The following is a 25,655-nucleotide window of genomic DNA, read 5'->3' on the forward strand; positions in this document are numbered from 1 at the left end:
GGGGGGGGGTGGGGGGGGTGGGGGTGGGCGCGGGGGAGAGGTAGGCGAGCTGCCGGGCGGTCGTCGACTCCAGCACGCGCGTCGCCAGAGCGGTCGTGGACGGGGCGGCCGCGGACGGCTCGCCCGCGGCCGGCACCGCCAGGGCGACAGCCTCGACGGCCGTCGCGATCGCGGCCCGGAACTCCGCCGCGTGCCGAAACCTGCGCGCCGGCGTCTTCGTCATCGCCCGGGTGACCACGCGGTCGAGCGGGCGGGCCGCCGGCGCGAGCACCGAGGGAACGGGCGGGGGAGCCGAGACGTGTGCCTCGAGAACCTGCGCCGTGGTGTCGCGCGGGTAGGGCACGCGACCGGTGAGCAGAAAGTACAGCAGCGCCCCGGCCTGGTAGAGGTCGCCCGCCGCGCGCACGGGTTTGCCCTGCGCCTGCTCGGGCGACATAAAGGCGGCGTTGCCGATCACTCCGATATCGGTGGCCGTGGCATCCGTCACCGAATCCCCGACCGACTCGGCGAGCAGCACGTCGCGACCGACGGCGGTGCGCCCGGTCACGTCGGCCAGACCGAAGTCGACGAGCAGCACGTGCGATGCGAGCAGCTCGCCGTCGTGCGCGGTGATCAGCACGTTCGCCGGCGAGATGTCGCGGTGCACGAGCCCGGCCGCGTGCGCGACCGCCAGCCCCGCCAGCACGCCGTCGAGCACGGTCGCGGCGTCCGTGACATCCAACCGCCCGCGGGCGGCGACCAACTCGCCAACGCTCTCTCCGTCGACCAGGTCGAGGGCGATCCACGCCATCGTCACGCCGCCGGTGTCGTGCAGTCCGTAAGCCCGCACGGCGACGATGTTCGGATGCCGCAGCGCCTGCGCCTGCCGGGCCTCGCGCAGAAACGCGTCGCGCGAGGCCTCGGTCTCGCAGAGGTGCGGATGCAACATCTTGAGCGCGACGCGGGAGGAAGGCTGGCCCGCGTCATCGAGGTCCGCCAGGTCATCCGCGGCGAAGACCGAAGCCGACCCGCCCACCCCGAGTAGCTCGCCCAGCCGGTAACGGCCGTCGATGAGGGTTGCGGGCAGGTCGTCGTGCACGGGTTATCCGAACCGGCCGTTCACGTAGTCGAACGTGCGCTCGTCCTGCGGCTCGGAGAACATCGCATCGGTGTCGCCGTGCTCCACGATGCCGCCGGGCGTGCCCTGTGAGGCGAGGAAGAACGCGCACTTCTGCGAGACGCGCTGCGCCTGCTGCATGTTGTGGGTCACGATCACGATCGTCACCTCTTTCTGCAGCTCGCCCATGGTTTCTTCGATCACGCGCGTCGACGTCGGGTCGAGGGCCGAGCAGGGCTCGTCCATGAGTAGCACCTTCGGCTTAACCGACAGTGACCGCGCGATGCACAGTCGCTGCTGCTGTCCGCCCGAGAGGCCGCCGCCGGGCTGGCGCAGGCGGTCTTTCACCTCGCGCCAGAGGCCGGCGCTGGTCAGGCTGCGCTCGACGATCTCGTCTTTCTCGTCGCGGCTGGAACGCACACCGGTGAGCTTGAGGCCGGCGATGACGTTGTCGTAGATCGACATGGCCGGGAAGGGGTTGGGCTTCTGGAACACCATGCCGATGTGCCGGCGGGCGTCGGTGAGCTTGCGTGAGCGGTCGTAGATGTCGGCGCCGTCGAGCATCACCTCGCCCGCGAGCGACGCCGACGGCACCAGCTCGTGCATGCGGTTGAGGATGCGCAAGAAGGTGCTCTTGCCGCAGCCCGACGGGCCGATGAGGGCCGTCACCTCGCCGGCGCCCATCGTGAGCGACACGCGCTCGAGCACCTTGTGGGTGCCGAACCACGCGGAGATGTCGTGTGCCTCGAGGCCAGAGAGCGGCGCGGCGGGCACGATCGGGTGGGCCGCGGCGTCGCTGATTTCGCCAGCGGCGTTGCGGATGGTCTCCGGCGGCGCGGGCGGCGCGGGGCGCGTGAGCACCTCCACCTTCGGCAGCACCGAGGTGAGGTCGTCGGCGTGCAGCGGCACGCGTTCCGCGGCGAGCTCGGCGGCCTCCGACGCGGTGAGGTTGACGGTCGTGATGTCGTCGTGGCTCGGCGTGGGCTGAGCGGAGTGGGGAGTCATGGTGTCCTTGGGATCGCGTGAGGGGGGTCAGAGAAGGTTGGGGAGCGCGTTCATCACGGTGTCGGCGGTGGTGACGCCGAGCACGAGCATCACGGGAACGCCGACGAGCCAGGCCTGCCAGCGGCCCCAGCGGGTCCAGAGCCACCAGAGGCCGATGCCGGATGCCACGAAGAAGACGAGCACGAAGAACGAGCTCGCCCAGCCGCCCGCGTCCTGACCCATCGCCCGTTCGGCGGGAGGCAGCGCGGGGTAGGCGAGCACCTTGGTGGGGGTGCTCTGCACGGTCGAGGTGAGTTCGGCGTCGACGTGCAGCACACCGGACGGGAACAGCGCGAGCCCGTCGGCCGTCATCAGCTCGAGCCGGCCCTCTTTCGCCCGCAACGCTTCGGGCAGCGGGTCACCCGCGCGGCGCAGGCCGAAGACCTGGAACGTGCTGGTGCCCTGGCCCGTGGTGACCGTGATGTCGTCGCCGGGCTGCAGGCGGCTCAGCCCGCCGAACGGTCCGCCGTAGGTGGCCTGGCGTGCAAGGATGACGCTCGTGCCCGCCTGCCCCGGCATCACCGAGTCGCGACGGTGGCCGGCGCCGGCCCGCAGCACCTCGCTCGTCGTGCCCTCCGAGACGACCTCGCTGAGGTCGATGGCGTCGATCTGTAGCAGGGCCACCGGGGTTCCCGAGGTCACCAGTTCGGCATCGAGGTCGAGCTGGCCCACGGGGGTCTCGGCCTTCGCGAGGGTCGACCGAAGCTCGTGGTACGCGAGGTCTTGGGCGCGGTGGTGCTGGAACACCGAGAACAGGGCGACGTGCGCCACGAAGCCGACGAGCAGCAGCGACACGGTGAGAATCGCGGCACCGGCCCACCAGCGACTGTCGCGCGGGGCGAGCGGCCGAGGAGCCTCGGGCAGGCGCAGACGCGGGGTGCCGCCCTTGCGGGGCGGTTTGCCGCCGCCCGCGGGGGTGGGGCGCAGGGGGCGCGCTACGCGCATCCGGATCTTCTCGGTGACCTGGAACCGCGGATTTGACGCGGCCTTCGGCGGGCGTGAGTCGACCGTCATCAGACGCCCAACTAGGGCGTGCCGGCGGCGGGCGCGCGCATGAGTGCGAGCAGGCGCCAGCCGAGCATGGCGAGAACGGCAGCGGCGATCACGCCGCCGACGATCCAGAGGCCGATCGGGATGTCGAAACCGGTGGCCACGAGGGGACCGGTGCCGACGAGCACGTCGGCGAGCGCCACCTTCTTGCACCAGCCGGTGAACTGCACGGTGTGCGTGCCGGGGGTGGTCTTCTCGTCGACGGGGAACACGGCCTCGACCTGGCCTTGCGCGTCGGCGCTGAACGTGCCGATCAGGTTGGGTTCGGAGAACAGCACGAGCTGCACCTGCTCGCCCGCGGCGTAGCCGGTGGCGGTGGCGGTGACCTTCTGGCCGGGCTGGTAGAACTCCTTGTCGACGGAGGCGTTCGAACCGCTCGACGCGGGGGCCGTGGGCACGGGAGGTTCGGTCGGGGTGCACTCCGCTGTGCCGCCGGCACCGCCCGCCGAGGTTCCCGCGGCCGCGCCACCGGACTTCGTCGTCGACTTTGTCGGGGCGGTGGTGCCCGTCTTGGTGGGCGGCGGCGGCGGGGTAACGGCGGCAGCAGGGGGTGTGGGGGGCGTTGCCGACGGAGTCGGGGTCGGGGTGGGCGACGACGTGGGGATGGTCACCGTGAAGCCGGTGTCCTTGGGGTCTTCGGCATGGGCGGCGGTCGCGCCGAGGCCGGCGGCCGAGAACACGGCACCGAGAAGGGCGGTGGATGCCAGCATCCGCACCGCTCGGAGGCGCTTTGCGGGGTGCAGTGAAACATTCATCGAACGGTCTCGCTTTCGTGTGCGGGGGCGGTGTGCCCGAGGTTGGTGCGTTCTTCGGTGCGGATCTGTTCGGCGTAGGCGGCGAGCTCGGACCCCAGCTGCTCGCGCGAGCGGCGCCGCCACCAGAGGGCGAACCAGGCGCCGCCCCCGATCACGGCCAGAAGGCCGAGCAACGACCAGGGCACGGCCCAGGCCATGGTGCTCGCGGTCTGTACGGCCGGCAGCGGGTCGGCCGACGCGGCACCGGCGGACGGCACCGGGTCGAGGGTGATGTCGGCGAAGAGCAGTAGCAGGGGAGCGACGTCGGGGAAGCTCGCCTCGACGTGCGCTACACCGCCGGGCACGATGTTCTCGACCGGGTCGAGGGTGACCGAACCGAAGTCGATGCCGAACGGGCCGGTGAGGTGCACGGTCGGAACGGCCGAGACGCGCACGTTGCCCTGGTTGGCGATGTCGAAGCCGACGCGGCCGGTGCCCGAACCGAAGGGGTTGAGTGTTCCGTCGAAGCCGGAGACGACGCCGGTGACGGCGAGCTTCGGTTCGAGGGCGCCCTCGACCCGCAGGTAAATGCGGGTGCCGACGCGCTGCTCCACCTGCACAGCCGAGCCGTCGGAGTCGGTGGCCGCGGACTGGAAGGACGCCACGATGCCGGCGGCGTGGTCGCCCGGTGTGGCGTCGGCGGGCACGGTGACCGTGAACGGGATGTCGGCGCGGGTGCCCGGCTCGAGCGTGACGGTCTTGCCGATCGTCGCGGCGCAGGCGGCCTCACCCGCGTCGTCGCTGTCGCTGCAGACGGTGGATGCCGAGTCGATGGTCGTCCACGAGCCCGCGTCGGAGGAAACCTCGTCGGCGCCGATGAGGGTGAAGGCGGCGGTGTCGTAGTCGGTGGCGGCGTCGGAGCCGTACACCCGGAAGGTTGCCGGGCCCGCGGAGAAATTGGAGACGGCCACCCAGTCGCTGATGGTGGTGCCGGGTGCGACCGTGTAGTCGAATTCGCTGCGTGCGTCGGGGCCCTGCGGGGTGGAGGGTTGCACGCTCCAGGTGACGTCGCTCTCGCCCTCGGCGTGCGCCGGGGTTGCGGCGAACAGCGCCGTAGCGAGCAGGGCGGCAGTCAGGGCGGCTGCGGCCGGAAGGCGAGTGGTCATCGGGGTCTTTCGGTGTTGTGGTGAGAAGTTGAGGCACTGCGTGGCGGCCGCCGATGACCGCCACGCAGCGTCGGCGCTAGATCAGCGTCAGGGTGAGCTTCGCCTTGTAGGTACCGGCCGCGGAGTCGACAGGAGCCTTGAGTGTGACTGCGGCGTTGACCGCGGTCTGAGCCGCGGTGACGCCGGCCGGAGCCTGCGCCAGCGGCTTGTCGGACGACAGGCCACCGTTGGCGCCCGCGGCTACGGCCGAGCCCGCGGTGCCCGCGTTGGTCGTGCCGACGGCAGCTGGTGCCCAACCGAGGTTGCTCGCCGCGATCGTCTTGGTTGCGTCGGCGGTGTTCACGAAGTCGCCGGCCTTACCGTTGAGCGTCCACGCCGTGCGGGCGGAGCGGTTGTCCGAGACGGTCACGGTTCCGAGGGTTCCGGTCGCGACATAGGCGGTTCCGTCGACGGTCGGCTGACCGAGGGTCACGTCGCCGGGGGTGACCGTGAATTTCAGGCCGGTGGCGGATGCCGGGATCGTCACGACGATCTCGGTGTCCTGCGGGGCCGCGGGTTCGGCGACCGTGGTCACGGTCACGGCGTTCGACGTCGACGGGTTGAGGGCGGGGTTTCCAGCGAATGCGGCCGTGTACGAGTACTCCGTTCCGGCGGTGAGGACACCCGAGGTCCAGGTGGCGACGCCATCGGTCACGGTGCCGGTGCCGACCTCGGCGCCCGTGCCGTCGCGGAACGAGACCGTTCCGCTCTGCGCGGCGGGGGCTACGGTCGCGGTAAGCGTGACGGCGCCGGTGTTGAGCGCTGCTCCGGTGAGGGTGGTGGTGGAGTCGACCTTCACAATGGGCTCGACGACGCTCAGAACACCGGTTGCTTTATCCATGTGGAGCGTAGCGGCGAAGAAGACGACCCCCTCTTGTTGCGGGCGAGAGTGGTCTTCATTTCCGCTGCAGGTGAGGATGTACTCGAAGTCTCCCGACTCGGTCCAGTCGTAATAGTCGCTGAAGGGTGCTCCGTTGATCGGGGCACTATCGCTGTCCATGTAGTTGATCGGGTTTCCGTCAAGGCCGTGTCCGGCGGAACGGGCATCTACTGCACGATAGACATCGCCGTAGATATCAGCTCCGTTGTCGAAGCTGATGATGTCCGTGCCCAAGAGCCTGTTCCCGGCGGGGCACGTCTCTGTGGTCGATACGGACTGGATGACGCGGTTTTGGGTTGCCAGCGCGCCCGGCTTGAGCACGACCGTGAGTTTGCCGATGCGGTGTCCGTCGGGGTACTCCACCGCCTGAGCGGCAGGGGCGAACGCGATGGCGCCACCCGCGAGGGCGAGCGTGGCGGTAGCCAGAGCGGCGATGCGCGAGAGCCCGCGGTGGGGCCGGGCGGGGGAGAAGAGTTTCATGTCAGTTCAATTCCATTCGGGTCGTGAAGGCGGCTGTCTTGGTGGCGGGGGTGGGGTGCGCCCCGCGAGCGGAGCGCACCCCGAAACGGCCTAGACCGTTTCTTGTCCGGCTAGCCGGGTGTTAGTTGGAGCGGTAGCGCTCGTCGCCGGGCAGGTAGGTGAACGTGTCCATTGGCGTGATTCCGGCCGTGGGGATTGCCCCGAAGCCGAAGTCGTTGATGACGAGCGCGGTCGAGGTTCCCGGACGGTCGGCAGTGAGAACGCGAGCGCTCGTGCTGTCGAAGAGCCCGTCGAGGGTGCTGTTGTAGTTGGCGTTGCCGGGGGTGATGGCGGCGGTTTCGACGACGTTGAACACGGCCCGGTTAACCGGGAAGTTCACGTTCAGGTTGCCGTTGGCGTCGCGCGGCGCAATCCCGTTGATGGAACCGAGGACCGCACCAAAGCGACGGTCAGCGACCGTCACGCCGTACTGGGTGCTGAGAGTCGAGATGCGGCTCTGAGCGAGGTGCTGGGCGATGGAGAAGGGGACGATCGCGTTTGGCACTGCTGCCAGAACGCTGCCGTCGTGCTCCTGAACGGGCGTCAGCGCGGTTCCGAACTTGTCACTCACGATGGCGCCGTAGGTGCCACCGATCGCGGTCTGCCAGAACGTGAGCGTTCCCGAACCAGCCTGCGGCTTGAACGGGATGATGCTCGCGCCAGATCCCTGTACTCCGACGGTGAACGTCGTTCCCGTGCCATTTTCGAGCGTTGCCGCTGCATTGCGCGAGTAGATGTTCTTCAGGGTCAGGTCGAGGACGCCGTCGGCGTCCGTGTCCTGACCGACCGTAGCGCCCAGAGGGATGTTGCTCGGTACGGCAGCGGTCGATTTCGCGTAGGTGACTGCGTCGACCGCGAACGGCAGGTAGCTGAACCGGCCGGTCTCGTTGATTGTCGTCCAGTTGCCTTTGCTTGACGAGCGAGCGAACTCCACGTCGTCCCGGCCCAAGGCCGACGACGACGTAAGCGTGCCCAGTGTCAGCGCGGTGCCGTCGACCGCAGCGACCAGAGCCGACTTGCCCTGGCTGGATCCGTTGGCGCGAGGGATCGAGGGCACGGGTGCGCTCTCGCCGACTCCGGGGTTGATGAGGCCGACGCCCGCGTTGTACGAACCGATAAGCGGAACGCCGCCGTTGGTGATTACCGCACCGAGGCCGTTGAGCACGTCCTGGGTCGTGTCAGACCCGAAGCCGTCGATGACCGGGTTACCGCTGGCCGGGTCGGCCTGGGCGGCCGGGGCCGCACCGAGCACGACTGCCGCAGCGGTGAGACCCGCGAAGGCTCCGAGCTGCCATTTCTTCGTGATTTGCATCACAGTGTTCCTTTCGATAACGTTTTCCCTTGTTGTATCCGCCCTTTTGGGCCGAGCCCCTCACCTGAGTTTTCCGACGCTGGTGGGGGGCTTCCTCTTTGGGCCCGGGAAACTTAGGCCGTCAGAGTGGTCTGTGGTGGAGATGCCCTACGCTCGACTTCCTCTCCGACGCAGAAGCAGGGGAGCCGCGCCGAGGCCGATGAGGCCGGCGAGTAGTGTGCCGCCGAGCGCACCCTGACCGGGTGCCGACGTGGATGCCGTCAACTCCATCTCGGGCGTCGCCGTAGTCGACTGCTGGGTGGCGGTCGCCGGTACCGGCACCGGTACCGGCGGCGCAACCGGCGCGGAGGCACCGGCTGTGCCGCTCGGCTTCGGCGGAACCGTGACGGAGGAAACAGGGGGCACGGTTGACGGAGCAGCCGCATCGGGCGTTGGCGTCTTCTCCACCAGGATTCGTTCGGCCAGTGCGGCGGTTTCTGCGCGTTGCGCGTCGGTGAGGGGAACGTACCCGTCGGGTAGTTCGCCGGCCCTCTCACCCGAGACCTGACCGGAGCCGGCCGCGTATGTCAGCAGTGCGGAGTAGTCGGTTCGCGCCGCAGTGTCGAGCTTCGTGGAGGTGAGGTTCACGGCCGCGGTCAACGTGAGCGTGAGCGGGTAGGCATTGCCCTTCAGCGTCTTGAAGTCGGTGATTGCGACGCCCTGTGGGTCAGTGTCCAACTGGGTGACGGCGTTACCCATGGTCTCCGGGTTCGCTACCGTGAATGAACGGGCCTTGGCAACCGTATCCTTGCTGGTCAGGTGGGTGAGGGGCAGCGGGAGGCTCGCGGTGGCGAGCTGGTAGTCGGCGGCGTCGGCCGCGGTGGTGGCCCCGAGAATCGCGCTCATATTGCTGGGTAGGGGGATGGGTTGCGGTCCCCACTGGCTCTTCGCCGGAACCCACAGGTTGGTCGTCTTGCGATCACCGCGAAAGATGCGGGTCGCGACGGCTTCGAGGTTCGAGGCATACGGGCTGTAGGTGACCGAGTCGATACGCAGCCCGTCATTGTCTCTCATGGCCACGTCGGCCCCGGGCGAGAGGGTTTGGTCGGCCTTAGTGAACGCGTCCACACGGTCGGTGGCGAGGTCGAAGGGGAGGCCGCCGCCGAGGGCGTTCGGATTGGTGGCCGGAAGGTAATAGGCGTTGATCGTCTGGCCCCACGGATCAGGATTGCCCTGTAGAAATGCGCGGGCATCCGCGTCTGACTGCAGATATTGCCAGAGCAAGCCGACGGCGTCGTCGCCCTGTGGACCCGCAACCACGAACGCGCCCTGGTAGCCGGAGTAAATGTCTTTGGGATTGCCCAGGGCGATCCACTCCGGGTCTTCACTGACCACAATGGGCGCGTTGCGTCCCATCTTGCTCGGCGAGGTATCGGCGAAGCTGCCGTCTGCTGTGGGAATGTCGAATGTGTAGTGCTGAGTCAACAGCTTCGCGATCAGCCGAGGAGTGAGTTTGATGTCTGTGTAGGTCTTGGTCCCGTTCTGCGCCTTTATTGAAAAGGCGATGGTCAGGGCAGTGTTAGCAATCGGCGCGTAGGCGAGCTCGGCGGATTCCAAGAGCGCAGGGTTGCTCAGGCCGATCGTCGCATCGGTGAGCGACGTTGTGACGACCGCGAGGTCGGCTTGGCCGGTCAGCAGCTGTGCGCGGGTGAGGTCTCCCGAGTTGGTGGAGAGGTTGTAGGTGGCACCCGTTGCACAGAGCGCGGGCTGCCACGACGAGAAGGCGGAGCTGGCGAATTCGCTACCGACCACGCGTCGCTCGGCGGCGCCCGCCGGGCACCCCCCGGTGGTGTCGTCGAAGTCGAGGGGAATCACGATCCTGTCATCGAAATACGTGCAGTCCGGCGAGATCCCAGAACCCCTAGGAGCCCGGACCGTGTCGCCATAAGCGGTTTCTCCCGTGCAGACGAATTCCCTGTCATTCGCGGGAGCGTGCTCGCCGGAATGGCTTCCGAACGGCACGATGACGAGCCAACACCGGGTACCGGCGGTTGCCGGATTTCCGCAGCCGAGGTAGGGCTGTGAGGCGGCCGACTGCACCTCAAATCCCGCTGTTCCATTGCCCGTGCGGTCCATTTGCATGAGTAGGACTTCGTTCGACGTCGACGGGGTGAAAAACTCCGCAAGACCGTTTACTACATACTTGGTTTGCGCTTCGCCGGGTGAAACGAAATAGGCCTGCTTGCTTACTTCGCCGGTCGCCGCGCGGAACGGAAACGGGGTGCCCGCGAAACCGTCGACGGGCACGGGGCGATGGCCGCGTCCTATGTTGTATACGTCGCTCTTTTCTTCTCCGTATCGAGACCCGTATTGGCAGGTTTCGTAGAAATCAGTGGCGAGCGGGTCCGGCCCCCAACACTGCATGACCTGCAGATAATTGGAGGACGCGTGCTGGGTCGCGTCCCAAGTCGTCTCGCCGAGGCCGCGGGCGCTGACGACTACGGCCTCGTCGCCCAGCCCCCGCGTCTTGGAGACCGAGACTTCGAGGTTTTTGAAGTCGTCCCAGTGCCCGGATCCGGCGTCTGCGCCGATGCCGTCGGAAAGCCGGGCGGCGTGGTCGAGCTGGTACTGCTGCAGCTCGGCCGGGTTGCCCCCCGCCCACTTCACCGTCACCGACGAGTCATCCGCCGCGTTCTGTGTGGCGGCACCCGCGGCCGTCGGCGTAGCGATCGCCGCGGGTGCAAGCACGGAGAGGGCGACCAGGCCCAGGCTGATCCACAACGCGTGGCGCGGTGCGATCGGGCGGATGGCGGATCGGCGATTCACGGTTCTAGTCCTTCGAGGTTCGGGTCGGAGAGCCGCGGGCGGGGTCGGGCAGGAGGCTCTTACGGGATCGTTTGCCAAGCAGCGGCGGTAGGGCGGAGAAGGCCAGAAGGCCCGTCCCGGCGCCCAACATGGCAATGGAGGGCAGCGCGCCGACGTCGGGGGCCGGGATGGACTGGGGCGTCGCCGCGATGATGACCGGAGCCGCGTCGGCGTCGACGACCGAGGAGTTTCCCCCTCCGCCGCTCGAACCGCCGGACTCGGTGCCGCCGTCAGAGCCCGCGCCCGAAGCACCGCCCGTATCTGTTCCCGTGCTGCCGCCAGCGCTACCGCCTGCTGCGCCGCCGACGGCGGGACCGGTGGGAGTATCCTTCGCGCCGCCCGTGCCGGTGCCGCACTGGGTTGCGCCCTGCTTGTCGCAGTCTGGCGGCAGCGGCGCCTCGTTTGCCACCTTGTTCGAACCGTCGGGAGAGAACGTGGGGTTGTTGCAGTCGCTGATGCCCTTGATCACCGGGTCGCCGCCCGGCACCTTCTGGATCTGCTTCTGTCCCGCGGTGACGAGGTTGATCGGCAGTGGGGAATAGCCGAGCGTCTCGGCCTGGTTCTGGCCCTCGCAGAGGAAATACGCGCCGAAGTCGGCGAGTGTGAGTCCCTTGTTCTCCGTGAATCCGGCCGACATGTCGGTGGGCAGGATGCTGTACGAGTACGACGAGAGCGGGTAGGTGCGTGGGTCGCCTGAGGTGTACACATCGCTGAGATCCTGCGTCAGGTAGTTCGGCGAGGTCGTATCTTCGTTGATGTGCGCGCTGAGCAGCGCGACCGCCACGTTCTGTGCGGTCGGCTCGGAGTAGTAGCCGGCGCTGTTGAGCACCTTCGCCACGGGGAAACCGGAGTTGAGCGCGTAGGAGTACTCGACGAAGGTGATTGCGCCGACGGCGTGGGGCTGTGCCACGTAGCCGGCGACACCGTTCGAGCCGGAGCGCGCGACGAAGCCGGTGCCGGGGATCACTGGGAAGTTGCTGGTGACGCCGCAGTGGCCGTTGACCATCTCGCGGCCGACCTTCGGGCAGTAGGCGTCCCACACGGCGGCGTGTTCTTGGCGCAGCCAGATCGAGGTCTGTGCCGTTGCACCGGAGCCGTCGGACCGCACGACCGGCACGATCGGTATTGACGGGAGAGCGAGCGCGGGGTTGTCGACCTTGACCTGGGCATCGTCCCACCGGGTGATCACGCCGGTGAAGATCTTGGCGATGGTGTCACCGGAGAGGCGCAGGTTGGTGACGCGCTTTCCGCCGATTTCGAGGTTGTACATGAACGCCGTGCCGCCGGCGACGATCGGCATGTAGGCGAACCCGCGGTTGGGAGGGGTGTCGCCCTCGTTGCTGTTGGCGATGCCGTAGGGGATCTCGCTGACGCCGAAGTCGGAGGTGCCGTTGGCGAAGTCGTTGCGGCCCTGGGTGGAGCCCGACTCGGAGTAGGTAATCTTCCACTGGTAGTTCGACCACACGTTGCGGATCCACTGCTGCAGCGCGTTCGCCGACCAGGTAGAACCGGAGCCGACGATCGGCGCATGCACGGTGCCGGCAGCTCGAGCCGGCGAGGCGCCGACGAAGCCGAGCATGCCCGTGCCGATCAGGACGAGGCCGAGCAGCGCGGCGACGGTGCGCGCTGAGTGCCAGTGTGACATCCGCATGATGCTCATTTGTGTGTCTCCGTGTCGGGGATCGCGACTGTCGTGGGCGGTGCGCCGCTCGCGGTCGGGGCGAGGCGGTGTTCGAATCGTGCGAGGTCGTGGCGGGATGCTGCCCGGGCCCGGGCCTGGCCGCGGGGGGACAGCAGGCCGGCGCCGCGTCCGCCGATGATGCGGGCGACGAGGAAGAGCACGAAGACCAGCACCATGAGTACGGCGGCGGCGCCGAAGCCGCGGGCGATCTGGGTCGGGTCGGGGCTCTTCACCAGGGTGAAGGTGGCGAACGGCAGCGACACCATGGGGCCCGAGAACGGGTTGAAGTTGTAGAACGTGGTGTAGCCGGCGGTGAGCAGCACCGGCGACGTCTCGCCGATGCCGCGAGCCGTACCGAGGATGATCGCGGTCATCAGGCCCGACTTGCTGGTGGGCAGCACCACGTGCCAGATCGTGCGCCACTGGCTGGTGCCGAGGGCGAGCGACGCCTCCTTGAGGGTGCCGGGCACGAGGCGCAGCACCACGTCTGCGGAGCGGATGATGATCGGCAGGATCATGATGGTGATGGCGAGGCTTGCGGCGAATCCCGACTTGTCGAAGCCGAACAGCAGGATGTAGGTGGCGTAGATGAACAGGCCGCAGACGATGGAGGGCAGTGCGGTCATCGCCTCGACGACGGTGCGCACGATGCGGGCGAAGGGGCTCGGGAATTCGGCGAGGAAGACCGCGCAGAGCAGGCCGAGCGGGATGGCGATGGCCAGGGCGATGGCGATCATGATGAGCGTGCCGACGGCCGCGTGGGCCATGCCGCCCACGGTCAGCGGGTCGAGCGGGCCGGCCAGCGACAGGTCTTCGATCCAGAAGTTCCAGTTGAGGAAGGCCTCGGTGCCGCGGCCGAGGGTGAACACGACCACCACGGCGAGGGCGAGGATGAGCACGACGGCGAGGGAGTGGATGATCACCGCGACGACCCGGTCGACGATCGTCACCCGGTTGTCGTCGAAGCTGATCAGCGTGACGAAGAAGCCGACGAAGAGCAGATAGGCGACCACGACGAAGGTCAATGGGCCTTCGAACGGAAAGACCTGCGTGTACAGCCACGCGGTGGTGGCAATCCCGGCGACCGCGGCGCCAACGACGCGCAGCACGTCGTCGCGGCGGATGCGCGCAAGGTTGCGGCGGGTCTCGGGCCGGGTGGGGTGGCTACTGCGGCCGTCGCGGCCGGGCAGGTGGGTGCGCGTGACGCGCGCCGGGCGCTGGGCGCGGCGGGCTGTGCGGGTCTCAGTCGTGGTCATGGGTCTCTCAGCTCGCCGCACCCGAACGGGAACGCTGGATGATGATGCCGGCGCCGAAGTTGACGACCATCGTGATCAGAAACAGAACGAGACCGGCGGCCATCAGGGCCGAGAGTTCGAACGGGCTCGCCTCGCCGTATCGCAGGGCGATGAGCGACGAGATGGAGTTGGTGCCGGTCTGCAGGATGTGCGGCTGGATGACGAACACCGGTGAGATGACGAGGTAGACGGCGATCGTCTCGCCGAGGGCGCGGCCGAGGCCGAGCATCGCGCCGCCGATCATGCCGCCCAGCCCGAACGGGTAGACCACCGAGCGGATCATGCCCCACTTGGTCGACCCGAGCGCCAAAGCTCCCTCGCGTTCGCCGACGGGCGCCTGGGCGAAGACCTCGCGCATGATGGATGCCGCGACCGGAGCCACCATCATGGCGACGACCAACCCGGCCAAAAAGGCGCTGGCGGTGAACACCGTGGGCGTGGCGAGCGGGTCGCCCGGCTCGAAGTTGGGCACCGCGAAGATCGGGATCCAGCCGAGGTAGGTCGAGAGCCACTGCGCGATCGGCAGGATCGACCCTTCGAGCCAGAACATGCCCCACAGGCCGTAGACCACCGAGGGGATGGCGGCCATCAGGTCGACGACACCGACGAGCAGCCGCTTGATCGCGGCCGGCGCGTACTCGGAGATGTAGGTGGCAGTGCCGACGGCGAGCGGCAGCGCCACGCTGATGGCGATGAGCGCGATGGTGACCGTGCCGAACAGCACGGCGGCGATGCCGAACCGGCCCGAGTTGGGCTCCCAGTCTTGCTCCGTGAGGAACGAGGGGCCGGCCGCGCCGATCGCCTCGGCACCGCGCACCGCGAGAAACACGCCGACCAGGGTCATGATGGCGAGCACGACGACCCCGCCGCCGTGGGCCGTGATGCGGAAGGCGTTGTCGGCCAGGCCGCGCACGGTGGTCAGCGAGCGTGCGGTGTCGTCGGTGGGTGTCGGGCGCTCGTCGTCGAGCAGCGTCCCCTCGTGGGAGGTTCGCGTCGTTGTGCGAATCTCGTCCATCGGTCCCCTTTGGCGTGCGCGCTCGGAGCCCCGGCAGTCGTCGGGAGCCTTGGTGCGTGTGTGTGCGTGCCAGAGATCCGGAATTCGAAGGCCGTCGGGGGCCCTCTGGGGCTGGCACGGCCAATCATGCAATACCCGAGTCGAACTTGGCAAACCAATTCGTCGGTTAAAACACGCCTCGGGTCGCCTCCAGGGGGCCGCCAAGATGAACACTAGGCAAACGACGGGAAACTAATGCACGGGATGGCGCGAAGAGCGCGCGTTCACTCGCCCGGTTTCACGGGGAAAACGGTCTGTGTGCTGATGTGTGCTGCTAAGACAGCAAACGTTCACCGCAGCATTGAGGTCGATTTTGCCGAGTCGGCGTGTCGGGTCTCAGCGCGCGGTCGTGCGTAGACCGGCACCCAGGATCATCCAGAGTGCGCCGAGGCGGTCGCTCACGGCGGCCTTCCGGCTGAGCGGGGCGGGGCTCACGCTCGCGCCGTAGATGCACTCGACGACGGTCTGCGCGACCTCGCGGATCGGGATGACGTCGGAGACCTCGCCGTCGGCGATGGCTTGCTGGAGGGCGAGGATCGCGAAGTCGTGCCAGAGGGCGAACGCCGAGACAGCGGGCGGATCGAGCTCGTCGGCGATGCGCACGATCGCGCGCGCCCGCACGTCGTGGTTCAGGCGTTCGGCGACGGCGAGCGAGAACGACTCCAGGGCGGCGAGCCCGCGCAGGCCAGAACGCTCGACCCCTGCGACGACCTCGGGCCAGCGCTCGTCTTCGAGCTGAACGAGCGCCTCGGCCATCTGCACCTTGTTGGTGAAGTGGTGGTACAGGCCGCCCTTGGTCATCGCGGTGCGGTTGAGCACGTCTTGGATGCGGGCGCCCTCGAGGCCGTGCAGCCAGAACTCTTCGGCCGCCGCATCGAGTAGGGCGTCGCGCGTGCGTTCGGCCTGTTCGCGCCGAATCATCGCGTCTGCTCCATCCACTCAGGCTAGGCCATTCGGCCTATGCCGTCGGTACGACCCGCGCGCCCGCTAACCTATGAGAGCAATCCCCACCTTGCGCGGCGCCCCCGGCAGCATCCCCTCACAGACTCGAGACGCTTTGGCTTCCAGAACTCCCGCCGCGATGATCCAGCGCCTGCCCCTTCCCGACTGGGCGTGGGCGATCATCTTCGGCGTCGCATCCATCGCCTACTTCCTTATCACCATCGAGACGGGCACGAGCTTCTTCGAGCCGAACGGCGGCCCTTCGGTCAGCGCGCTGAGCGTGTGGGGGAGTGTTGTGCTCTTCGCTCTTCAGGCCGTTCCGATGATCTGGCGCACGCGTGCCCCGGTGCTCTGCTTCGTGCTCGTCTACGCGTGCTTCCTCGCGGCGGTGTACATCTCGATCGACCGCAACCTCACGATTACGCCCACGTTTCTCTTCGCGATCTTCAACGTCGCCGCGCTCACGCCCTGGCGCACCTGGGTCGGTGTACTGGGCGCGGCCTTCGTCGCCGACCTGGCCATCCACCTCACCCTCGCCGTGATGAGCATCGGGGCGCTGCCTCCCGTCGCGATCCTGGCGACCCTCATCCGCATCGTGCCGTCGTATGTCACGCCGATCCTGGCCGGTCTGCTCTACGGCTCGCAGCGCCGCCGGGCCGAGCTCGCCGCCGAGACCAGCAACGCGCTGAGCCAGGCCCGCGACGGCCAGCTCGCCGCCGCCGTCGCCGAGGAGCGCAACCGCATGGCGCGCGAACTGCACGACGTGGCGGCGCATCACCTGTCGGGCATCCTGCTGCAGACGAAGGCGGCCATCCGGGTGCAGAACTCGAATCCGGCGACCACTGCCGAGCTTCTCGAGTCGATCAACAGCGAGGGCGAGCTGACGCTGCAGAACCTGCGCGAGGTCGTGGGCGTGCTGCGCGAAGACCACGAGACCGGCACGGTGCCCGAACCCACGCTCAGCCGGCTTCCCGACCTCATCGATTCGGTGCGCACGCTGCACCCGACGATCGACCTCACCGTCGGGGGAGACATCGACGACCTGTCGCCCGCCACGTCGTTGGCCTGCTACCGGATCATCCAAGAATCTCTGACGAACGTGCGTAAGCACGCGGCCGGCGCCTACGTGGCCATCCACGTCGACCGCACCGCCCGCGAGGTGGTGGTCAACGTGTCGAACTCGGCGCCGCTGACCGCCGATGCGCCCGCCCCCTCGACGCGCACCGGCTACGGCGTGGTCGGCATGCGGGAGCGGGCCACGATGCTGGGCGGCAGCCTCGACAGCGGACTCACCCTCGACGGCGGCTGGCAGACCCGCGCCGTCATCCCTATAGAACGGCGCGCCGTCTCATGATCAGAGTTCTCATCGTCGACGACCAGCTGGTGGTGCGCCGCGGGCTACGCGTGCTGCTCGACGACTTCCCCGACATCGAGGTGGTGGCTGAGGCGACGTCGGGCCCCTCGGCCATCGCGCAGGTCGCCGGGGTCAGACCCGACGTCGTGATCATGGACATCCGCATGCCCGAAGGCGACGGCATCGCGGCCACGCGCGCTATCGCGACGAGCGACGAACCGGTTCCGGTGATCGTCATCACCACCTTCGACATCGACGAGTACGTGTTCGGCGCCCTCGAGGCCGGCGCGGTGGGCTTCCTGCTGAAGAACACCGAACCGGACGACCTGGCGGCCGCGGTGCGCGCGGCGGCCCGCGGCGACGGGCTCGTATCTCCCGCCGTCACGCGCCGGGTGCTCGCCGAGTTTGCCAAGCGGCGCCGGGCACCGGTGGCCTCGGATGCGGTCACCGCGGTGCTCACCGCCCGCGAGCTCGACATCGTGCGCGCCCTCAGCCACGGCAGCACCAACGCGCAGATTGGCGAGCTGCTGCACCTCGAGCCCGGAACGGTGAAGGCGCATCTCTCGCGCATCATGGGCAAACTGAACATGCAGAGCCGCGTGCAGCTGGTGATCTGGGCGTTCCGCAACGGCATCGCGTCGTAGCGCCCGATAGCAGCTCACTCAGCCGAACGGCATAGCCCGAATAGTAACTTTCGGCAGACGCGCTCGAGGGTGTATTGCGGCGAAGCTTCTCCCGTGCCTCTGACCCACCTGAGCTTCGCGCGCGCCGACCCGTTCTTCTATGACACGCCGTCGCGCGGTTCGGCGGCGCGGCGCGTGGATACCTTCGTTCCCGACGCGCAGAGCGACTGGGCCGGATGGCGCCACGACACCGACGACGACTGGTCGGGATGGCGCCCTCGCGATTCGAGCCTGCCGGAGCAGGGCTGGAAGATCCACGTGTCGTCGACACCGGCGGGAGCCGCCGAGATCCTGCGCCTCGTGTCGGGCTACTGCAACGCCGCCGGCCTTCCCTTCAAGTACGCGCCCACCGCCGAGGCCCTCGTCTCGCGCAATGCTAAAGACGCCGACCGCGCCGGCTCGGGCAAGTTCATCACGGTCTACCCCGCGGACGACACGCAGCTGCGCGACGCATTGCTCGCACTCGACTCGCTGGTCGGCGGGCGGCCCGGACCGTACATCCTCTCCGACCTGCGTTACGGCGCCGGTCCGCTCTACTTGCGCTACGGCGCCTTCGCCCGTCTCACCGTGCGCGGCGACGACGGCGAAGACCTGCTCGCGATCCGCGCCCCCGACGGCGACCTGGTCGAAGATCAGCGCACCGCCGGTTTCACGCCCCCGCCGTGGGTCGAGTTGCCGGCGTTCCTGCGCGAGCAGCTTGTCGCGCTCGGCGACGAGGAGGCGCCCGACGAGTTCGCCTACCGGATCACCCGGGTGCTGCACTACTCGAACGCGGGCGGCGTCTACGAGGCGACGGATGCCATGGGGGAGCGGGTCATCCTCAAGGAGGCGCGGCCCCACGCCGGACTCACGCCCGACGGCCGCGACGCGGTGGCCCGTCTCACAGACGAAGAGAGCCGCTTACGCGCCCTGGCGGATGACACGGTCGTCGGCGTGCGCGCATCCGTCGACCTGCACGGCCACCGATTTCTCGCACTCGACTTTGTCGACGGTGACAATCTGAACTCCGCCGTCGTGGCACGCAGCCCCGCGATCCGGGCGAAGACCACGGCGGCGGACCACCTCGAGTACCGGCAGTGGGCGCTCGACGTGGCCGCGCAGACCCAGGCCGCGCTCGAGCGGGTGCACGCGCTCGGCTACGTGCACGGCGACCTGCACCCCGGCAACGTGCTGCTCACCGGCGAGGGCCGCGTGGTGCTGCTCGACTTCGAGATGTGCCAGCCGGTGGCCGATGCCGGCCGCGTGCTCATCGGGGCGCCGGGCTTCGTCGCCCCAGCCAACGCCGACCCGGCAGCGCACGGCGGCGTCGGCGCAGACCGGTACGCCCTCGCCTGCCTCAAGCTGTTCCTGTTCGTGCCGCTCACGCCGCTGCTCGCGCTCGACCCGCTCAAGGCCGACGAACTGCTCGATAGCGCCCGCGACAACTACGCGCTCGACGACGACTGGATCGATGAGATCCGCGCCGACCTGGGGCTGCCCGGCCGGGAGTCGCTCGCGACGCGCAGCAGGCTCGTGCGAGACGCCGACGCCGCCGTGCGCACCTGGCGCACCGACAGCGAGGACGCCATCCTCGCGCTGCAGGTGATGATCGGCCGTTCGCTCGACGCCAGCGCCGACTTCTCGCGCAACGACCGGGCGTGGCCCGGCGACCCGCGCCAGTTCGACGACAACGGCTACGGACTCGCGCACGGTGCCGCCGGGGTGATCCACGCGCTCGAGTCGACGAGCCTCGAACTCGACCCGCAGGCGCTCGACTGGCTGGGCGCCGCGACCGACGCGCCGCAGTCGCGACCGGGACTCTACGACGGGCTCGCGGGCGCGGCCTGGCTGCAGCGCCAGATCGGCGAAGACCACCTCGCCGACGACCTGCTCGAGCGCCTGCTGCGGGTCGACCTCGACTCTCTCGGCGCCGACCTCTACGGCGGGCTGCCCGGCATCGGCCTCTACCTGCTCGGCGAGGTCGAGCGGTTCGAAGAAGTCGAGTGGCAGCTGGCCCGCATCGCCGAGCTGCTGCGCGAGCACCACGACCGCCGACCGGTTCCCGACGCGAACGACCCGCAGCCGAGCGTGCGCACGGGCCGCGGCGGGCTGATGTGGGGCGCGACCGGAACGGCGCTGTTCGCCCTGCGGCTGTACCAGCGCACAGGCGACGCCGCCCATCTGCGGCTGGCCCAAGACGCCCTCGACTACGACCTCGCCCACTGCACGCTCGCCGACGACGGTTCGCTGCAGGTGAACGAGGGATGGCGGCTGATGCCGTACCTGGCCACAGGCTCCGCCGGCATCGGCATGGTCGCGGCCGAGCTGCTACCGCTCGTCGCCGATCCGAGGCGGTATCTCGAGGCGATCGACGCGATAACCGCCGCCGCGTGTGCGCCCTTCGCGATCGAACCCGGACTCTTCTACGGGCGTGCCGGTCTCATCCACTATCTCGTCGCGATCTCTCGCGCGGGTCTCTCCACCCCCGAAACCGACACGGCGTTGGCCGCCCACGTCGCAGCACTGCAGCTGCACGCGGTGCGCCACAGCACCGGCGTCGGGTTTCCCGGCCAGGGTCTGTTGCGCTTGTCGTGCGACCTGGCCACGGGTGCCGCCGGCATCCTGACCGCGCTTCAGGCCTACGGCCTGAGCGTCTACGACGGAGCGCGCGACGGCTGGCAGAACCTGCTGCCGTTGCTCAGCCCGGCGGCGAAACACTTCGCCGACGCCGAACCGACGTCGCAGCGGGGGAGGTGACACCCACCATGCGCTACCTCCTCACGCTTCAGAAGCTCGACGAAACCGCCGGCAGCCAGCACCGCAACCAGCTCGCCAGCACCTTCAGCCTGACCGTTTGCATCAGCACGACCTCCCAGGTGCTCTGCTAACACGGTTAACGACGGAACGGGCCGGCAGCATCCCGAGGGGGGATCTGCCGGCCCGATCTGTTGCGTCAGTTAGGAAGCGACCTTGCTGTCGCGCTTGATGCGTTTTCGCGCGGCGCGCTCGGTGAGGATCGACAGGTAGTCGCGCACCGGACGCCCCGAGAGCGATTCGAACTCTTCGCGCGCTACGCGCTCGAGCTCGTCTCTCGGTGTGTCGGGGAGCTTTTCCTGCAGCCGGTCTACGACCTGTCGGATGGTGTCTTCGTCGTCTACGTCTGTGGTCACAATTGAGTGTGCACGATACGACGGGAGCTGGTCAAGAAACGTAACCCTCTCACTTCCGGACGGTGAACTTCGCGGTCACCTGCTTGCCCGACTGCGCGCCCACAACGGTCACGGTGTAGTCGCCGGGTTCGGTCGGCGCCGTGAACGAGAAGGCCGCCGAGCTGTCGACCACGTCGACCGGGCCGAGAGGCGTGTCGCCCGGGGAGACGGTGCCCGACAGCTGTCGATCTCCGCCGAATCGGTCGGCCTTCAGCGTTACCGTAGCGCCAGGCTTCGCCGAGCGGTCGATCGAGAGCCGGGCGCGGTCGCTGAGGGCGGCCGTGTCTCGTTCGAGCTCGAGCGAGTTCGCCATGGTGAAGAAGGTGTCGGTCTGGTCGGTGAGCCCCACGATGTTCGCCGCCCCCGGGCCGTAGCCCGCGATGCGCAGCTGCGAACCGGTGTGCTGCTGCGAACCGCCCGCCGCCGCGGTGCCGTACGAGACCTTCATCACCGTGCCGTCGGCCGTGGTGAGGGCCGTGCTCAGCGAGGTCGGGGGAGTCGAGTCGACGATCTGGCTCGAGTGGGCGTGGTCTGCCGTGACGAGTACGAGCGTGTCCCCGTCTTTCTCGGCGAACGCGAGCGCCGCCTGCACGGCCTCGTCGAAGTCGACGGTCTCGCCGATCTGCCCGCACGCGTCGGCCGCGTGGTCGCGCTTGTCGATGCTCGCGCCCTCGACCTGGAGGAAGAAGCCGTTCTTGTTGTCGAGCAGCGAGAGCGCCTTGGTGGTGAGAGAACCCAGCGACAGCTCGGTGGCGAGTCGTTGCGGGTTCGGCTGGCACGTCACCGGGGGCAGGTCGGCGCCACCCACGGTGGCGGCGGTCGCCGCGTAGCGGGTGGGGAAATTGCTCTCCGTGAAGAGGCCGAGCAGGGGCGCCTTCTGGTTCGCCGAGGTGACGGAGGCCAGCCCGGCGGCGTCGCCCACCACCTGGTAGCCGCGGGCGGCCGCCTGGTCGAACAGGGTCTGCCCCGCGTAGGCGCCGGCTTTGGCCGTCTGGGTGAACGACGCGGAGCCGCCGCCGAGGGTCACGTCGGCGCGGGTGCCGATCAGCTGCTCGCTGATCGAGCCGAGACCGCCGGCCGCGAGCGCGTCGTTGCCGCACGTCGGGGAGTCGGGGCCGTAGCAGCTGCGGGCGTCCACGTGAGAGACCAGCACGGCGGGCGTCGCGTCCTGGATCTCCGAGGTGGTGACGTTGCCGGTCTTCAGCCCGTTCGCCTTGGCGATCTCGAGGATCGTCGGCTGCGGCACCTGGTCGATGTCGACCGACACGGCGTTGTCGTAGGTCTTGGTTCCCGTGGCCCAGGCCGAACCGGTCGCGGCCGAGTCGGGCACGTAGTCGGGCTTGCCCTTGTTCGCGCCCTCCCGGTAGAGCGAGTAGGTCGTGTACTGGCCGGTGAGGGGGAGGGTGTCGATGCCGGGGAGGTGCCCGGCCGCGCCGTACTGGTAGTTGCGCGCGACGGTGATCTCGGAGTCGCCCATGCCGTCGCCGATCAGCAGGATGACGTTCTTGGCGTCGCCCGAGTCGATGGCCTTCTTGACCGTGCGGCTGGCGTCGTCGTTCGGGTCGTGGCGGGTGGCGCCGGCATTGACGGCGAGGTTGTCGGGGGCGGGGTTCGCGGCGAGCGCGATACCGGGCAGGAGAAGCGTCGTTCCAACTGCAAGAGCGGAGAGTGTGGTCACTGCCGCTCGGGTCGATTTCTTCATTGAGGTGCTCCGCAGTTCGGAGGGATGACTCCGGGACCGGAGCCACCTCCAAATTCCCGCTCGCCGGTGGCCGGGAGGTTAACGCAGCATGAAACCGGGCCGAAACGTGACCCCCGAACGGGTGTCAGGCGTGTCGCGATCGACGGATCAGGCGGCGCCGAGGTGCCGTGAACCGCGGACGATGTTGCTCGCGCCTCCGACGAAGCTGTGCGCCGCGTCATCCACGGTTCTGAACGCTCCTAAACGACGGTCGAGCCAGTCGTAGAGCACGAACTCGCCGTCGGCCCGCCAGATCGAGCCGATCGCGGTGAGGGAATCATGCAGACGGATGTCCCAGCGCCCCGGCGCCGCAGCGACCAGTTCGAACGTCTCGGTGGTGGTCATCGGGCCCTCCTCGTCGACCAGCGTGCTCGTGTGTCGCGGCAACCGTAGACGGCCGAGGTGAACGCATAGGAAACGAGAGCGGCGCGACTTCACTATCAGTTGGCGCCCTGCACCACGCGGCTGATGACGACGCCGAACACGGTCGACCAGACGAGGATCGCGATCGCCTGCCAGAACAGCACGCGAGCCTTGCCGAAGCCTCCGGCGGCGAGCATCGTGGAGGTGAACTGCGTGGGCAGCAGAAGTGGGCCGAGCAGGCTCACCCCGGGCACGCCGTAGCGATCGAGAGCGCGCTGGAACTTCGCCATCCGAGCCGCCTTCCGGCCGGACATGGCGTAGTCCTCATCCATCGCGCGGATCGTCTCGTCGGGCGCAGAGGCGGAACGCGTACCTCCCGTAGCCAATACCACCTCGTCGGCGGTGCGGCGGTTGACGATTGCCGACCGCGCCCCCGACGTGAGAAGCACCAGCACGAGCACGCAGAGGAAGTTTCCGATCGCGGCCGCCGCGACGGCGACCACGGGGTTGAGCCCTCCGAGGATCCCGATCGTCGTGGCACCCTCTCCCTCGATGAACGGGACTGCGCCGGCGAGGGCGACGATGACGGGCTGGACAAGCTCGGGCACCTGGGCAACCAGGTCTTGGAAATTCGCGACGATATCCATCGAAGAACTCTTTCTCTTTCGGGGCGGGACCCGGTCGGTCCCGCCGCACTTCGATCAGTCCACCGCGTTTGCCGCGTCTTCGGCAGTGTCGGAATGTCATCGGTTTCCGGGCTTTCCACCCGCGCCATCCGTGACAAATGTCAGGGACCTACAGTGGTGGGGTGACTACGCACACCCAGATTCCCGCATCGCGAGAACCGCGCTCGCTCCCGGTGCGGGCGACGTCCCGCGGTGTTCGCGTCACCTGGTGGTACACGGCGTCGGCGATCGTGCTGTTCGAGGTGATTCTCGTGCTGACCTGGGCCGGAACTCTTCGGCAGGGCGGGTTTCAGGGCGTCGCGACGGTCGCCGTGTTGGTGGGCGGGCTGATCTGGTGCGGGTCTACCCTCCCTCTCCTTCTCGCCTACCGGCATCGAACCGGCGAACCCACCGCTCTGCGGTGGCGCCCGGTGCTGCTCCCGATCGTGATCGCGGTCGGGTACGGGGTGTTCGCCTTCTCGCTCTCGGGACTCTGGTTGCTGCTCGTGGTTCCCGTGGCGCAGTCGTTGCAGCTGCTGGACCGGCCGCAAGCGGAGCGCACGCGGGTGGTGCTGGCGATAACCGCCGTGCTGGCGTGCCTCTGGGTGATCGACGCCCGGATGATTTTGGACGGCTCGTTCGACATCACGAACGGTTACTTCCCGCTGGGCTACATCTCCGCCGCCCTTCCGATCATGACGGTGCTGTCGCTGTGGTGGTGGGACGTTCTCATCACCCTCGACCGGGCCCGGGTATCGGAGGCGCGGCTCGCGGCCACCCAGGAGCGGCTCAATGTCGCGACCGACGTGCACGACCTGCAGGGCCATCACCTGCAGGTGATCGCCCTGCAGCTGGAGCTCACGGAACGACTGCTGCCGAGCGATCCGGCCGCGGCGCTGGAACAGCTGCGGGCCGCCCGCGTCAGCGTCGACGAGGCTCGGCAGGGAACGCGCGACCTCGCGACCCGGTTCCGGTCGGTCCCGCTGCGCGACGAGCTGGCCAACGCCCGCGACCTGTTGCGCGCGGCCGGAATCGCTGCCGAAACCGTCGTCGGTCAGGATGCAGACGGGGCGCCGGCATCCCTGTTCGGTCCGGTCATCCGCGAGACCACGACCAACGTCCTCCGCCACGGCGGCGGTCGACGCGCCACACTCCTGCTCGCCAGAGTGGGAGACCTCTGGCGGTACGAGATAACGAACGATTCGGATGCCGCGCCCGTCACCATCCCGACGCCGGGCTCACCACGGGTCGGCGCGCGCTCGGAGGGCACCGGTCTCGACGGCCTGGCCCGCCGCGCTGCGGAAGCCGGGGGAGCGCTCGAGATCGCGCGAGGCGAGAGCGACTTCACCGTGATCGTCACGGTACCGGCGACCGAGGAGTCGGAGCTATGACCGACGGCGCGAAGATCAGGGTCCTGATCGCCGACGACGAGGTGATGATCCGCTCGGCCCTCGCCGCGCTGCTGCGGCTCGAGGGCGACATCGACGTGATTGCGGAATGCAGCGACGGAGAACACGCGGTCGCCGAGGCCGAACGGCTGAAGCCCGACATCTGCCTGCTCGACCTCGAGATGCCGGGCCTCGACGGGGTGGAAGTCGCCGAGCGGCTGAGGCGCACCATCTCCGCGCGGTGCGTGATCGTGACCCGGCACGCTCGTCCGGGCGTGCTGCGCCGCGCACTCACCGCGGGCGTGGCCGGATTCCTCCCGAAATCCCGCGACGCCGGCGAGGTGGCCGCGGTCATCCGTCAGGTGGCCGCCGGCGCCCGCTTCATCGACCCGGAGATCGCCGCCGACGCCCTCAGCGACGAGCGCTGCCCGCTGACCAACCGGGAACTCGATGTCCTCCGGCTGGGCAGCAACGGCGAGACCACCGCGCAGATCGCGCGGGCCCTCTCACTGGCACCCGGCACCGTGCGCAACCACATTTCGACGGTGCTCAGCAAGCTGTCCGTCGAGACCCGGCAGCAGGCCGTGCTCATGGCCCGGGAGCGCGGCTGGATCTAG

General features: G+C 68.7%; 22 protein-coding genes. 6 read left to right on the forward strand and 16 right to left on the reverse strand.

The genetic code is table 11. The features are described from left to right. The 12 genes from ACLQ6X_RS16615 to ACLQ6X_RS16670 all read right to left on the reverse strand — a co-directional run. Positions 1-1,078 (reverse strand): serine/threonine-protein kinase (locus tag ACLQ6X_RS16615; protein ID WP_411701256.1); only part of this gene is annotated, 1,078 nt, incomplete at its 3' end. Between the two features lie 3 nt (positions 1,079-1,081). Next, positions 1,082-1,870: a phosphate ABC transporter ATP-binding protein gene (locus tag ACLQ6X_RS16620; RefSeq protein WP_411701285.1), complete on the reverse strand. Its 789-nt coding sequence runs from the start codon at positions 1,868-1,870 to the stop codon at positions 1,082-1,084. A gap of 258 nt (positions 1,871-2,128) precedes the next feature. Then, entirely contained in the window at positions 2,129-3,154 is a 1,026-nt protein-coding gene (locus ACLQ6X_RS16625) for a sortase (protein ID WP_411701257.1), read from the reverse strand. A gap of 11 nt (positions 3,155-3,165) precedes the next feature. Further along, positions 3,166-3,945 carry a hypothetical protein gene (locus ACLQ6X_RS16630; protein ID WP_411701258.1) on the reverse strand — a complete coding sequence of 260 codons (780 nt, stop codon included), beginning with the start codon at positions 3,943-3,945 and terminating at the stop codon, positions 3,166-3,168. Beyond that, positions 3,942-5,090, reverse strand: a complete 1,149-nt coding sequence (locus tag ACLQ6X_RS16635; RefSeq protein WP_411701259.1) for a hypothetical protein — start codon at positions 5,088-5,090, stop codon at positions 3,942-3,944. The genes ACLQ6X_RS16630 and ACLQ6X_RS16635 overlap by 4 nt, the downstream gene beginning before the upstream one ends. Positions 5,091-5,166: 76 nt before the next feature. Continuing rightward, on the reverse strand, positions 5,167-6,489 hold the full coding sequence (locus ACLQ6X_RS16640; protein ID WP_411701260.1) for an Ig-like domain repeat protein: 1,323 nt from the start codon (positions 6,487-6,489) through the stop codon (positions 5,167-5,169). A 121-nt stretch (positions 6,490-6,610) separates the two neighbouring features. Next, complete coding sequence (locus ACLQ6X_RS16645) at positions 6,611-7,840, reverse strand: hypothetical protein (protein WP_411701261.1); 1,230 nt, start codon at positions 7,838-7,840, stop codon at positions 6,611-6,613. A 147-nt stretch (positions 7,841-7,987) separates the two neighbouring features. Beyond that, complete coding sequence (locus ACLQ6X_RS16650; protein WP_411701262.1) at positions 7,988-10,645, reverse strand: hypothetical protein; 2,658 nt, start codon at positions 10,643-10,645, stop codon at positions 7,988-7,990. A 4-nt stretch (positions 10,646-10,649) separates the two neighbouring features. Beyond that, positions 10,650-12,329, reverse strand: coding sequence for a phosphate ABC transporter substrate-binding protein PstS (locus ACLQ6X_RS16655; RefSeq protein WP_411701263.1), 1,680 nt, complete (start codon positions 12,327-12,329; stop codon positions 10,650-10,652). Positions 12,330-12,340: 11 nt separating this feature from the next. Then, on the reverse strand, positions 12,341-13,621 hold the full coding sequence (gene pstA / locus ACLQ6X_RS16660; RefSeq protein ID WP_411701264.1) for a phosphate ABC transporter permease PstA: 1,281 nt from the start codon (positions 13,619-13,621) through the stop codon (positions 12,341-12,343). Between the two features lie 7 nt (positions 13,622-13,628). Beyond that, a complete protein-coding gene (pstC, locus tag ACLQ6X_RS16665) occupies positions 13,629-14,675 on the reverse strand; it encodes a phosphate ABC transporter permease subunit PstC (protein WP_411701265.1) in 1,047 nt (348 codons plus the stop codon). 375 nt (positions 14,676-15,050) lie between these two features. Then, the gene (locus ACLQ6X_RS16670; protein ID WP_411701266.1) at positions 15,051-15,635 is read right to left on the reverse strand and encodes a TetR family transcriptional regulator; all 585 of its coding nucleotides are present in this window, start codon (positions 15,633-15,635) and stop codon (positions 15,051-15,053) included. Positions 15,636-15,771: 136 nt separating this feature from the next. Here ACLQ6X_RS16670 and ACLQ6X_RS16675 point away from each other — a divergent pair, with 136 nt between their 5' ends. The 4 genes from ACLQ6X_RS16675 to ACLQ6X_RS16690 all read left to right on the forward strand — a co-directional run bounded on the left by ACLQ6X_RS16675 (position 15,772) and on the right by ACLQ6X_RS16690 (position 20,560). Next, a complete protein-coding gene (locus tag ACLQ6X_RS16675) occupies positions 15,772-17,010 on the forward strand; it encodes a sensor histidine kinase (RefSeq protein ID WP_411701267.1) in 1,239 nt (412 codons plus the stop codon). Continuing rightward, positions 17,007-17,654 (forward strand): response regulator, encoded by a 648-nt coding sequence (locus tag ACLQ6X_RS16680; protein WP_411701268.1) that lies wholly within the window; start codon positions 17,007-17,009, stop codon positions 17,652-17,654. The genes ACLQ6X_RS16675 and ACLQ6X_RS16680 overlap by 4 nt, the downstream gene beginning before the upstream one ends. Positions 17,655-17,747: 93 nt before the next feature. Further along, entirely contained in the window at positions 17,748-20,429 is a 2,682-nt protein-coding gene (gene lanKC, locus ACLQ6X_RS16685) for a class III lanthionine synthetase LanKC (RefSeq protein ID WP_411701269.1), read from the forward strand. Then, entirely contained in the window at positions 20,426-20,560 is a 135-nt protein-coding gene (locus tag ACLQ6X_RS16690; RefSeq protein WP_411701270.1) for a class III lanthipeptide, read from the forward strand. The genes lanKC and ACLQ6X_RS16690 overlap by 4 nt, the downstream gene beginning before the upstream one ends. Positions 20,561-20,629: 69 nt before the next feature. Here the strand turns inward: ACLQ6X_RS16690 and ACLQ6X_RS16695 are convergent, their stop codons facing one another. The 4 genes from ACLQ6X_RS16695 to ACLQ6X_RS16710 all read right to left on the reverse strand — a co-directional run bounded on the left by ACLQ6X_RS16695 (position 20,630) and on the right by ACLQ6X_RS16710 (position 23,632). After that, positions 20,630-20,842, reverse strand: coding sequence for a three-helix bundle dimerization domain-containing protein (locus ACLQ6X_RS16695; RefSeq protein WP_411701271.1), 213 nt, complete (start codon positions 20,840-20,842; stop codon positions 20,630-20,632). A gap of 49 nt (positions 20,843-20,891) precedes the next feature. Then, entirely contained in the window at positions 20,892-22,559 is a 1,668-nt protein-coding gene (phoA, locus tag ACLQ6X_RS16700) for an alkaline phosphatase (protein WP_411701272.1), read from the reverse strand. A 171-nt stretch (positions 22,560-22,730) separates the two neighbouring features. Further along, complete coding sequence (locus ACLQ6X_RS16705) at positions 22,731-22,967, reverse strand: hypothetical protein (protein WP_411701273.1); 237 nt, start codon at positions 22,965-22,967, stop codon at positions 22,731-22,733. Between the two features lie 95 nt (positions 22,968-23,062). After that, positions 23,063-23,632, reverse strand: coding sequence for a small multidrug efflux protein (locus ACLQ6X_RS16710; RefSeq protein WP_411701274.1), 570 nt, complete (start codon positions 23,630-23,632; stop codon positions 23,063-23,065). A gap of 161 nt (positions 23,633-23,793) precedes the next feature. Between ACLQ6X_RS16710 and ACLQ6X_RS16715 the strand changes: the two genes are divergently transcribed. Together ACLQ6X_RS16715 and ACLQ6X_RS16720 are read left to right on the forward strand one after the other, a co-directional pair. Next, on the forward strand, positions 23,794-25,041 hold the full coding sequence (locus ACLQ6X_RS16715; protein WP_411701275.1) for a sensor histidine kinase: 1,248 nt from the start codon (positions 23,794-23,796) through the stop codon (positions 25,039-25,041). Beyond that, positions 25,038-25,655 (forward strand): response regulator, encoded by a 618-nt coding sequence (locus tag ACLQ6X_RS16720; protein ID WP_411701276.1) that lies wholly within the window; start codon positions 25,038-25,040, stop codon positions 25,653-25,655. Before ACLQ6X_RS16715 ends, ACLQ6X_RS16720 begins: the two co-directional genes overlap by 4 nt.

It is taken from the genome of Conyzicola sp. (assembly GCF_046714715.1).
Lineage (GTDB): Bacteria > Actinomycetota > Actinomycetes > Actinomycetales > Microbacteriaceae > Conyzicola.